We start from the raw sequence: 12286 nt of genomic DNA, 5'->3' as shown, positions 1-12286 counted from the left end.
ATGTTTATGGTTGCAGCCAATAGATGTGAATTTGTTTTTTTACCTCTGGGAGGTGTAGGTGAAATAGGGATGAATTTAGCTGCTTACGGATTTGGTCCCCAATATCTTCGTGAATGGCTGCTGGTTGATATGGGGATTAGTTTTGCTGGTTCTGAATTACCAGGTGTCGATCTTGTTTTGCCTGATATTCGTTTTCTAGAAAGTGAAAAACACAATATACGGGGTCTTGTTTTAACACATGCACATGAAGATCATTATGGGGCCGTTCTTGATTTATGTCCAAAGTTACAAGTGCCGATTTACTGTACGCCTTTTACGGCAGGATTATTGGAAACTAAAAAACAATTAGATTTTGAATCTCAAAAAATTTTACTCAATATTTTTCAAGCTGGTGATTGTTTTCAGGTAGGTTCCTTTGCTGTAGAGGCTATAGCCGTTAACCATTCAATACCAGAATCTGTATCTTTAGCAATTACAACCTCTTTGGGGACTGTGATTCATACTGGTGATTGGAAAATTGATCATACCCCTTCACTCGGGGCTGTAACCGATGAAAAAAGATTTCGTGCTTTAGGCAAAAAAGGTGTTTTAGCATTACTTTGTGATTCCACAAATGCATGTCGGGATGGTATCTCTCCTTCAGAACAGCAAGTTCAAGCCAGTCTTTCAGAGATTATTTCTAAAGCTGAAGGGCGCGTTGCGATAGCAACTTTTTCTTCTAATATTGGTCGGATACGTTCTATTGCTCTTGCAGCTGAAGCTGCTGGACGTAAGGTGCTTGTCATTGGGCGTTCCCTTAAGCGAAGTATTATGGTTGCACAAGAGCTTGGTTATATGAATGGTTTAGCACCATTTGTAACGGAAGATGATTATGGCTACATCTCGCGAAAAGATCTTGTTTTAATTGTCACAGGGAGCCAAGGTGAGCCATGTGCTGCTTTGGCTAAACTGTCACGTGATGGAATGAAAAATATTGCACTTTCCACTGGTGATACCGTTATTTATTCATCACGAAGTATTCCAGGAAACGAAAAAGCGATTATTGAGGTACAAAATCGTTTCATTGATTTGGGTATTAAAATTATTACGAATGAAGATGCACTTGTTCATGTTTCAGGTCATCCCCGTCGTTCAGAACTTTTACAGATGTATGATTGGATAAAGCCACAAATACTTGTCCCTGTACATGGGGAAGCAATGCATCTTAAGGCTCAGGCAACTTTAGCACGTCAAGCGGGTATTAAAACTGTTATGGATATCAGAAATGGCCATATGTTACGTCTTGCACCAGAGCCTGTAGAAGTTATTGATCAAGTTCCTGTTGGCCGCATCTATAAGGATGGTTGCCTAATTGGAGATGAAGATGAATTAGGGATTCGTGAACGCCGCAAACTAAGTTATGCTGGTCATGTTACTATTTCTCTCCATATAAATAGTAAGCATGAATTATTAGGGGATATAGGTCTAACAACATTCGGGTTACCTGAAAGTAATGGAAAGGGGGAAAGTTTAAAAGATATTCTTTTAGATATCGTAGAAAATACAGTTTATAATATCCCACGCATGAAACAGAAAAATAATGAACTTATTCGAGAGGCAACACGACGTGCAGTAAGAGCGGCTGTTCATGAAATTTGGCAAAAAAAACCTATCTGTACAGTTTTTTTACATCGGTCAAAATAAAAGAACTTTCCTATTACGTTATTTAAAAAGAGAAGAGCATTTTTATTTTATTGCTAAATAAGAAAAATAGAGAATAAAGCACAATAAATTTTTAAATGATAAGATCGTTATATTTGCAAGTATTCAGAATGCGGCTATAGATGAATAGAGGGTGTGATAAATTGTTCCGATATGATAGATCTGATTAGGAGTTAATTATTTCAATGCGTCTTTCTCAATATTTCCTTCCACTTTTAAAAGAGAATCCTAAAGAAGCAGAAATTGTTTCTCATCGCTTCATGTTGCGCGCTGGAATGATTCGACAACAAACATCAGGGATTTATTCTTGGCTTCCTTTGGGAAAAAAAGTGCTTGATAAAGTTTGTAAAATTATTCGTGAAGAGCAAGAACGTGCGGGTGCAATAGAAATATTGATGCCTACAATTCAGTCTGCTGATCTTTGGCGTGAAAGCGGTCGTTATGATGATTATGGTTTGGAAATGCTCCGCATTAAAGATCGTCAAAAGCGTGATTTACTTTATGGTCCAACCAATGAAGAGATGGTAACAGATATTTTTCGCTCTTATGTTCGTTCTTATAAAGATCTTCCGCTTAATTTATATCATATTCAATGGAAATTTCGTGATGAAATTCGTCCACGTTTTGGTGTGATGCGAGCACGAGAATTTTTAATGAAAGATGCTTATTCTTTTGATCTTGATTATGAAGGCTCTGAAACATCTTATAATCGTATGTTTGTTGCTTATTTACGCACTTTTTCTCGCCTTGGCTTAAAAGCAATTCCTATGCGTGCAGATACAGGTCCAATAGGGGGGGAACTCAGTCATGAATTTATCATTTTGGCTGAAACAGGAGAGAGTGCTATCTTCTGTGATAAACAATTTCTTGAACTTACCGTTCCTGATAGTTCAATCGATTTTAGTGATAAAGCTGTTTTAGATGATATTGTTAAGCAATGGACATCTTTTTATGCAGCAACGGAAGAAATGCATAATGAAGAGGAGTGGGCTAAAGTTTCTGATCATAATCGTCTTTCAGCGCGTGGTATTGAAGTAGGGCATATTTTCCACTTTGGTACTAAATATTCTGCTCCAATGGGAGCAAAAGTTATGGGACAAGATGGAAAAGAGCATGTGGTCTCTATGGGATCTTATGGTATTGGGCCTTCGCGTCTTGTTGCGGCCGCTATTGAGGCTTCTCATGATGAAAATGGTATTATTTGGCCAAAGTTTATGGCACCGTTTGATTTTGGGATTATCAATATGAAGCCCGATGATGAAAAATGCACACAGGCATGTGAGTTTCTCTATCAGGGATTAAAGAAGGTTGGTTTTGATCCGTTATTAGATGATAGAAATGAACGCCTTGGATCAAAATTTGCAACAATGGATTTGATTGGTTTGCCAACGCAAATCATTGTTGGTCCTAACAGTATTGCACAAAATGAAGTTGAAATTAAAGATCGAAAAACAGGAATAAAAAAATCTCTAAAGGTTGAAGATGTGCTCAGCCAACTTTCTATAATTTAATAGGAAATATTATGAAGAGGCTGAAAAAAAAATGCTTTTCATCTTATGAGTGGATGATCGCTTTTCGTTATATGATTCCCAATAAAAAACATGTCGTTGCATCTGTTATTTCAATTATTTCTCTTATTGGGATTATGTTGGGCGTATTTGCTCTGGTTGTTGTTATGGCGGTGATGAATGGCTTTCGTACAGAACTTCTCAATCGTATTCTTGGTATGAATGGGCATCTTATTATTCAAACAGTTGATTCTGGTTTCTCTGATTATAAGACTCTTATTTCTTCTTTAGAAACTACAAATGGTGTGAAGTTTGCTTTACCTGTTATTGAAGGTCAAGCGCTTGTTCAAGGTGAAGTTCAAGGTGGCTCTGGCGCGTTAGTTCGTGGTATGCGCAAACAAGATCTAGAAAAGCTTAAAACAGTCTCTCAAAACATTAAATTAGGATCGATTTCTCGGTTTGATCAAGAAGAAGGTGTTGCAATTGGAAGTGGCTTAGCAGAAAAATTAGGACTGACAGTTGGAAGAGATATTCGTATTATTACTCCAGATGGTGATGAGACTCCTTTTGGCGTTACCCCACGTGTGAAAGCTTATAAAGTCGTTGCTATTTTTGAAGTTGGTATGTCTGAATATGATTCAATATTTATCTTTATGCCTCTCCATGAAGCACAAATGTTTTTTAATTTGGGAGATAAGGTTCAGTCTTTGGAATTATTTCTAAATGATCCTGATGCTGTTGATCAAATAAAACCTGTTGTAGAAAAAGTAGTTGAACAACAGGTCTATTTAATTGATTGGCGTACACGCAATCAGGCTTTTTTTTCAGCCTTACAGATTGAACGAAATGTTATGTTTTTCATTCTTTCTCTGATCGTTCTTGTTGCTGCTTTAAATATTATTTCAGGGCTGATTATGCTTGTAAAAGATAAAAGTCATGATATTGCAATTTTACGCACGATGGGGGCTCAACAGAGTGCGATTTTGCGTATATTTATCATTACAGGAATGATGATTGGTTTTATTGGAACTATATTGGGTTTAGTTTTAGGTGTTATCGCGACCGCGAATATTAATCATATCCAAGATTTTATATCTTGGTTATTTAATGTCGACGTTTTTAATCCTCAACTTTATTTTTTAACAAAATTGCCTGCACAAATTGAGTGGAAACAGACCATCTTGGTTGCTATGATGGCTTTATTCTTGTCGTTTCTTGCTGCTCTCATTCCGGCATGGCGTGCTGCTAAGCTAGATCCCGTACAAGCTTTGAGGTATGAATAATGACAGCTATTTTAGAGCTTGTAGAGATTGAAAGACACTTTTTCGAGAGTCATAAGCCACTCATTGTTTTAGATAAAGCGAATTTTATTCTTAATCGTGGAGAGCTTGTCGCACTTGTTGCACCATCTGGTGCTGGAAAATCAACACTTCTTCATATTGCTGGATTATTAGAAAAACCAACAGCTGGTGATGTGATGTTACGGGGTGTTTCTTGTGCAAAGCGCTCTGATAGTGAGCGAACAGCTATAAGACGAAATGATATTGGTTTTGTTTATCAATTTCATCATTTACTTCCAGAGTTTACGGCGTTAGAAAATGTCATGATACCCCAAATGATAGCAGGATTAAAAAAATCTATAGCAGAAGATCGTGCGCGCAAATTATTGACGTATCTGCGTGTTTCTCATCGTGCGAACCATCGTCCCTCAGAGTTATCGGGAGGAGAACAACAACGTGTTGCTATTGCACGTGCAGTAGCAAATGGCCCTTCGGTTCTTTTGGCTGATGAACCTACAGGAAATCTTGATCCAGTAACTTCAGCTTATGTCTTTCAAGCTTTATCTATCCTTGTTCGTCAGTCTGGTCTTTCTGCTCTTATTGCAACACATAATTACGCTTTGGCTAAGCAAATGCATCGTCGAATTACACTTAAAGAACAAAAGATTATAGAACTTCCTTAAAGCAAGGTAAAAATTTTATACGACTAATTGAATAGTTTATATTACTTTATTCAAGGAGATTTTTTATGACAGTTTTTGTCGTTGACAAAAATCAATTAGATGCTCGTCGTCGTCGATTGATTTTTCGTGCATGGCATCGCGGTATTCGTGAAATGGATCTCATTTTTGGACATTATGTCGATGCTCATATTACTGGGATGAATGATAGAACGCTCTCTGAGCTTGAGTATATTATGTCTTTTGATGATCGTGATTTACTCACATGGATTACTGGAGAAATTTTGCCCCCCTCTGAAGTTGATAGTCCACTTTTCCGTGATATTGCCAATTATCGTACTTGCTTAAGTTATTAATCCCGATGCCTATATTTAAAAAAATTGTTATTCCAAAAAATAATTCTGTTCGTATGATTTTAGATGGCGTTACTGATGGATTTGAAGCCTTTGCGCTTGCTAAATTAAGTTCAGAAATTGCACAAGGTAAACCGCTCATCTATGTTGTCCGTGACGGAACAAAAATTGCGCATTTACAACAAGTTTTAAATTTTATTGAACCCAATTTACCCGTACTTCAATTTCCTGCATGGGATTGTTTGCCTTATGATCGCGTATCACCAGGAATTGCTGTTATGGCACGTCGACTATCAACATTGGCACACATAGCAAATTTACGGAAAGATCCATATTCTGCAATTATATTAACAACAGCAAATGCAATTATGCAAAAGTTGCCTCCTCGTGAAATGATAGAAGCTCAGCTTATTCACGCACGTGTTGGCCAGCGCAATAACATGGGAAATCTTATTCAATTTCTAGAAACCAATGGTTTTGAACGCGTTACGGTTGTCCGTGATGTTGGTGAGTTTGCTGTAAGAGGAGGAATACTTGATATCTTTTCTCCGATGGATGTTGAACCTTTACGCCTTGATTTTTTTGGAGATACCCTAGAAAGTATCCGCGTATTTGATCCAGAAAGTCAAAGGACAACAGGCCAAAAAACTGAACTTTTATTACAGGCAATGAGTGAGGTTGTTCTTACACCAGAACGCATCAGTCGTTTTAAAAGCAATTATACCCGTACATTTGGTGTGTCACAAAAAAATAACATGCTTTATGAAGCAATTTCTCAAGGTCGGCGTTTTGCCGGTATGGAACATTGGCTTCCATTTTTTTATGAAAACCTTGATAGCTTTTTTGATCATTGTGGCAACTTACCGATAGTTTTTGAGCATCTCATAGAAGAAGTCTTCATTGAGCGCTATCGTCTTATTGAAGACTATTATAATGCGCGCAAAGAGCGCGAAAGTGATGAAAAAAATTCTACTTCTTATCATCCAATAGATCCTAGTCTTTTTTATTTAACGCCAGAGCGTGTTTTGGAAGGTGCGCAACAATCTTCACAGCGTATTGATTTTTCTCCTTTTAATGTTCCACAAAGTTTGGAACAAACTGTTATTCACACCAATGTTAAACAAGGATATGATTTTGTAAAAGAGCGTAATGCGCAGGAAAAAAATGTTTTTTCAAGTGTTATTGATCATATCGCATCTTTACGCACTGCTGGTAAAAAAGTGCTTTTAGCGTGTTGGAGTGAAGGATCTCTCAATCGTTTGTTACAAGTTCTCGATGAGCATGGATTGAAAAAAATAGATGTTGCAAAATCTTTGCAAACTGTCAAAGCAACACCTCGGGATCGCATATTAGCAGCTGTTATCATGATAGAACATGGTTTTGTGGCTGAAGATTTGGCTATTATAGCAGAGCAAGATATCCTTGGCGATCGTTTTATAAGATCGCCAAAGCGGCGTAAGAATAATACAAATTTTATTTCTGAAATTTCTGCTTTAAATTCTGGTGATATTATTGTGCATATCGACCACGGTATTGGCCAATTTGTTGGTCTTAAAACCATCAGAACCACTGGAATTTTACGAGACTGCCTTGAAATTAGATATGCTGGAGGTGATTTACTCTTTTTACCTGTTGAAAATATTGAGCTTCTCTCACGTTATGGCTCAGAAGGAACAGAGGTAACTTTAGATAAATTAGGAGGTGTTGCTTGGCAAGCACGTAAAGCTCGGCTTAAAAAACATTTATTGGAAATGGCAGGGCAATTAATCCGTATAGCTGCAGAGCGTATGACTCGTGCTGCGCCTGCTTTACTTCCACCAATTGGACCATTTGATGAGTTTGTTGCTTGCTTTCCCTATGAAGAAACGGAAGATCAAATGAATGCAATTGATGCTGTTTTGGACGATCTAGCCTCAGGCAAGCCGATGGATCGCTTGATATGCGGTGATGTTGGTTTTGGAAAAACTGAAGTAGCCATTCGAAGTGCTTTTGTTGCAGCATTAAATGGATATCAGGTTGCTGTTGTTGTACCGACAACTTTGCTTTCACGTCAACATTACAAAACATTTATTTCGCGTTTTCAAGGATTACCGGTTAAAATTGGACATGCTTCGAGGCTTGTAAAAGCGAAAGAACTTGCACGAGTAAAAAAAGGTGTTTCAGATGGTACAATCGATATTGTCATTGGAACCCACGCATTATTAAGTGGTGCAGTTAATTTTTTACGGTTAGGTCTTCTTATCATTGATGAGGAACAGCATTTTGGTGTCAAACACAAAGAGCGTTTAAAAGAGCTTAAAAGTGATATTCATGTTCTCACACTTTCAGCAACTCCCATACCACGCACTTTAGGGTTAGCTTTATCGGGTGTACGTGAACTTTCATTGATAACAACCCCCCCCATTGATAGAATGGCGGTTCGTACTTTTATTTCACCCTTTGATGCACTTGTTATACGAGAGACCCTGCTTCGAGAATATTATCGTGGTGGACAAAGTTTCTATGTTTGTCCTCGTATTTCTGATCTGGCTTTTGTAGAAGAATATCTCAAAACACATGTGCCAGAACTGAAATTCGTTGTGGCTCATGGACAAATGCCGGCTGGACAACTTGATGATATCATGAATGCATTTTATGATGGACAATATGATGTGCTGCTCTCAACAACCATTATTGAATCAGGTCTTGATATTCCAACAGCCAATACCCTAATTGTGCATCGTGCTGAGATGTTTGGTCTTTCTGCCCTTTATCAGTTACGTGGTAGGGTAGGACGTTCAAAACAACGTGCGTATGCTCTCTTTACATTTCCTGCTGGTAAAGTTTTAACAACTGCTGCTGATCGCCGTCTTAAAGTGTTACAATCTCTTGACACCTTAGGGGCCGGTTTTCAATTGGCAAGCCATGACATGGATATCCGCGGTTCAGGCAATTTTTTAGGTGAAGAGCAATCGGGGCATATCAAAGAAGTTGGATTTGAACTCTATCAAAAAATGCTTGAAGAAGCTGTTGCTGAATTAAAAGATGGAGAGCTAAATGAAGATAAGCAATGGTCACCTCAAATTTCCCTTGGTACAACAGTGATGATACCAGAAAGTTTCGTGCCTGACTTATCATTACGTATGGGACTTTATCGTCGTTTAACAGAACTTGATGGTTTAGAACAAATTGATGAATTTGCAGCGGAGTTAATTGATCGCTTTGGTCCTTTGCCCCTTGAGGTTCAACATCTTCTTAAAGTCTTTCATATTAAAACATTGTGTCGAAAAGCACATGTAGAGAAATTAGATGTTGGACCAAAGGGGATTGTCATACAGTTTCGTAATAACTATTTCGCAAATAGTGTTGCTCTTGTTCAGTGGGTGGGAAAACAAGGTTCAATGGCAAAAATCCGACCAGATCAAAGTATTGCTCTTATTCGTGATTGGTCCACAGCGGATGAAAGGCTTGTTGGAGCAGCGAATATTATAACACAGCTTGTCGAAATGGCAGAACAACATTCTGTTTAAAAAATATCTTTATTATTTTAGAATTATTACTCATTTTTATAAAATCATTCTATAAAAACAAACAGTTATTGATTTTGTATAAGAATAAAATTTAAGTTTATAATAAAGAGCCCTTATATATTTATTTTGTTTTTATTATATACGTATTGATACAATGAAGGAAATAGATTAGACGGTTTAACCGCATTAAATAGCACTTGCATATAATAAGCTAATAAGCTCCTGTAAATTTTTTAGAAAGAATTTAGGTAAAGATAGCATGCTTTCTTCATTACAAAAGTGTCTAACTATCGTTTTTTTGTTACTCACTTTAATATATGGCGTAAAAAACGCTTATGCTGAGTTATCTTCTGATGAACAATACCAACATTTAAAAAACAAAAGAAAGAATATTAAAGAGAGCATACAATTTATTGAAGAAAGTATATCTCATTTGGATATTTGGAAAAAAAATATTTCTAAAGCAGAATACTATGAGCGTTTACAGGAACGGAATAAGTTATATAAAAAACTGAAAACTCTGAAGGATGAATATTATAATCTTGGTTCGAAATTACAGGATCTAGCTGAAAAAAAACAAAAAATTATCTCTAGAATACATATAGCGAGAGAGTATGAAGTAGGGGAGTATGAAGAAAAGTTGATTAAAGCAAAAGATTATTTAAAAAAAACTCAAACGTTTAATGAATGGGGAATGAATGAGAAAAGTGGAGGTGATGATGAGATAATGAAAAATTATCTCATATTTATTATTGCTTGCAATACGTTAGCGGATATATTGCAAAGTGATATAGGTGCTATTTTGCGCAAAGATTTTGATTGGAAAGATAAAGATTTTAGTTGGGCTAAAGGCGCAAATAATTCAATAAGTCCTAGTTTAGTCAGGGATATTAAAGAATTATTAACAGATGGCTCTTATAGTTATGAAAAACAAATATTTGACGATATAAAAAATAGTCTTACAGAAGATAATTGGTTTGTAAAAAGTGCACCTAAGCTTTGTAATACCATTAAAGAAGTACATAATATAATGCTTCCAAACAAGAAAAAGAATATTATAGATCGTATACGTTTTCATGTTGAAGAATTATTCAATTAAAAATTTACTCATATAAATACAGAGAAATTAATATTATATACTAAATAATAGTTAAAATATATTTTAATTTTTTGTTTTTAATTATTATTTATAATAAAGTAATTTTATGCACATAAGATATTATCTATTGTTCTTATCATATAAGATTTAATATATTATTAAATAATAAAATCATATATCTTTTTTATGTTTTCTTTTTATGCATAATTTTTTGTGCTTGTAGTTTTTTATTTTTATCTGTTTAATTATTTTAATGACGATACATCTCATATCATAAATCTTGTTTCATTAATACGATAAGAGAAATATTTTATAGTTCTAAGTTGTGTTATATAGAGAAACAAAATGATATTTTTAATTCATTTTTTTCTTAAAACTTAAATCATTAACGATTTATATCTTTGATATTGTGAAAGATGAAAAGAATTTATCATTTTAGTAGATTCTTTATTTAAGAAATAACTTAAAATAAATTGATAAAAGCTACATTTTTTATTCACGTTATAAAGCTGAGAGATGATATTTGTACAGAGATGCAATAATAGATGTATAATATATGAGCATAAATTTATTATGGCTTTGGGCACGTGAGATGATTCATAGGGGGGGTCCTTTGTTCAGTAGTTTTATCTATAAAACTAACTCCGCTTGTGATGTACAAGTGGATAAATTTTATTGATTCAATATAAGAGAGGTTTGCGCTATTAGGATCTTTCATACAATATAGAAATAGAAAAAAGATAAATTATTATTATAAATTAATATGTTATTATATTTTAAGAAAGTTTATTATAAATAAAATATTTTCAGCAGTTATAGATTTTCTCCCTAAGAAAATGTGTTGTTTAATTAAGAAAAAAGCACTTCTTTAGTAGCGTATTTTTAAACTAAACTGTTTAGTTAAACGCTATGGAATATAAAATTTTTATTACAAAAGCGTATCACCATTATTTTGTAAACAAGGGCAGAAAATTGTTCATTAGCAAAAAGCTCTCTTACAATTATGCAGAAATTTTAGACAATCAGTGGTTTTAATTCATTAAATGTTTCAATAATATCGTAGATGATTTTGTTTTTGTGTATCACACGAGGCACATAAGGAAAACAGTAAAATTTATCTGATATTTTGGAGCTTCATGCATTACAACACCTGTTGCTAAGGTTCTATAAGCTTAACATGAAGAGTAATAAATGTAAAAATTTTAATTAGTAAATTTTTTAGAGTAGTATCAGAGTTTATTTTAATTAATATTGCAATATTGATTCGTTTGTGTAATCTTAGTTTAAATGCACAGAGGTGTTTTATGGATAGATTGCATCAAATACCAATGTGATGAAGAGGGGAAATGATATGAGTGTATAAAAATTAGAATGGCTCGTCGTATTTTTTCTCTAAATTTGACTTTTTTTTTTATATTGAAGTAAAAATAGTAAAATTAATTGTTATTTCATTATAATTTAATAAATTAAGTTGGAATTATATTTAATATTTTTTTGAAGTTACTTAAGAGCGCGTTGAAAGGATTAACTTAATCATGTCGCATAAAAATGTTTATTCTGCTGTTTCAGTATTAGTTGGAGCCGCTGCCCTTTTTCTTATAGCTGGTATTTCTGCAAATGCGCAAACTTTATCACAAGGTTGGTACAAAGTTTGCAGTAAGCAGCATGATGTTGATATTTGTAATACAATGAATACTGTATTATCGAATACGGGACAACCTTTAACGGCTTTTAATCTTGTTGAAATAAAAGGGAAGCAAAATGAGAAACGTATAGGTATTCAAGTACCTACAGGTCGTTTTTTGCCAGAAGGTGTTCACATTAAAATTGGTGACGAGTTCTCTAAAAAAATTCCTTATATTATTTGTAATGGACCAAGTTGTATTGCTAATGATGTCTTAGATGATAAGCTTATAGCAGCTATGAAAAGTGGTACAAAAATGGTTGTAACCACAGTTAATTTTCGTGGTTCAGCTAATCCTATTGAATTTTCTCTTAATGGGTTTACAGCAGCCTATACCGGTCCTGGTATGGAGGAAAAAGATTTCCAACAAGAACAAATAAAGCTGCAGCAAGCTATTCAATCAAAGCAAAAAGAAATTGAAGAGCGTATGCGGGCTGAGCAAGAAAAAGCGAAACAAAAGTAATAAAACCAC

Annotated in this window: 8 protein-coding genes; all 8 read left to right on the top strand. The window is 34.8% G+C overall.

What is annotated here, in order from left to right; all coding sequences use genetic code 11:
• Window positions 1-6 precede the first annotated feature (6 nt).
• Window positions 7-1683 carry a ribonuclease J gene (locus tag ACFIMC_RS08645; protein WP_375680900.1) on the top strand — a complete coding sequence of 559 codons (1677 nt, stop codon included), beginning with the start codon at window positions 7-9 and terminating at the stop codon, window positions 1681-1683.
• Between the two features lie 203 nt (window positions 1684-1886).
• Window positions 1887-3212, top strand: a complete 1326-nt coding sequence (proS, locus tag ACFIMC_RS08640; RefSeq protein WP_375680899.1) for a proline--tRNA ligase — start codon at window positions 1887-1889, stop codon at window positions 3210-3212.
• Window positions 3213-3223: 11 nt separating this feature from the next.
• Entirely contained in the window at window positions 3224-4492 is a 1269-nt protein-coding gene (locus ACFIMC_RS08635) for a lipoprotein-releasing ABC transporter permease subunit (protein WP_375628078.1), read from the top strand.
• Window positions 4492-5172 carry an ABC transporter ATP-binding protein gene (locus tag ACFIMC_RS08630; RefSeq protein ID WP_273791269.1) on the top strand — a complete coding sequence of 227 codons (681 nt, stop codon included), beginning with the start codon at window positions 4492-4494 and terminating at the stop codon, window positions 5170-5172. Before ACFIMC_RS08635 ends, ACFIMC_RS08630 begins: the two co-directional genes overlap by 1 nt.
• Before the next feature lie 65 nt (window positions 5173-5237).
• A complete protein-coding gene (locus ACFIMC_RS08625; protein ID WP_273791268.1) occupies window positions 5238-5525 on the top strand; it encodes a succinate dehydrogenase assembly factor 2 in 288 nt (95 codons plus the stop codon).
• Window positions 5526-5530: 5 nt separating this feature from the next.
• On the top strand, window positions 5531-9031 hold the full coding sequence (mfd, locus tag ACFIMC_RS08620; RefSeq protein ID WP_375672026.1) for a transcription-repair coupling factor: 3501 nt from the start codon (window positions 5531-5533) through the stop codon (window positions 9029-9031).
• Between the two features lie 259 nt (window positions 9032-9290).
• Window positions 9291-10130 (top strand): hypothetical protein, encoded by an 840-nt coding sequence (locus tag ACFIMC_RS08615; RefSeq protein ID WP_375672025.1) that lies wholly within the window; start codon window positions 9291-9293, stop codon window positions 10128-10130.
• A 1535-nt stretch (window positions 10131-11665) separates the two neighbouring features.
• Window positions 11666-12277, top strand: a complete 612-nt coding sequence (locus tag ACFIMC_RS08610) for an invasion associated locus B family protein (protein WP_273791265.1) — start codon at window positions 11666-11668, stop codon at window positions 12275-12277.
• Window positions 12278-12286 lie beyond the last annotated feature (9 nt).

It is taken from the genome of Bartonella sp. AP21QHHD (assembly GCF_042196205.1).
Taxonomy (GTDB): Bacteria; Pseudomonadota; Alphaproteobacteria; order Rhizobiales; family Rhizobiaceae; genus Bartonella.
This window is presented reverse-complemented; position numbering and strand designations above follow the sequence as displayed.

Bases quoted from the DNA above. Each gene is read 5' to 3' on its own strand.
- ACFIMC_RS08645 (WP_375680900.1), top strand. From the start codon at position 7: ATGGTTGCAGCCAATAGATGTGAATTTGTTTTTTTACCTCTGGGAGGT.
- proS (WP_375680899.1), top strand. From the start codon at position 1,887: ATGCGTCTTTCTCAATATTTCCTTCCACTTTTAAAAGAGAATCCTAAA.
- ACFIMC_RS08635 (WP_375628078.1), top strand. From the start codon at position 3,224: ATGAAGAGGCTGAAAAAAAAATGCTTTTCATCTTATGAGTGGATGATC.
- ACFIMC_RS08630 (WP_273791269.1), top strand. From the start codon at position 4,492: ATGACAGCTATTTTAGAGCTTGTAGAGATTGAAAGACACTTTTTCGAG.
- ACFIMC_RS08625 (WP_273791268.1), top strand. From the start codon at position 5,238: ATGACAGTTTTTGTCGTTGACAAAAATCAATTAGATGCTCGTCGTCGT.
- mfd (WP_375672026.1), top strand. From the start codon at position 5,531: ATGCCTATATTTAAAAAAATTGTTATTCCAAAAAATAATTCTGTTCGT.
- ACFIMC_RS08615 (WP_375672025.1), top strand. From the start codon at position 9,291: ATGCTTTCTTCATTACAAAAGTGTCTAACTATCGTTTTTTTGTTACTC.
- ACFIMC_RS08610 (WP_273791265.1), top strand. From the start codon at position 11,666: ATGTCGCATAAAAATGTTTATTCTGCTGTTTCAGTATTAGTTGGAGCC.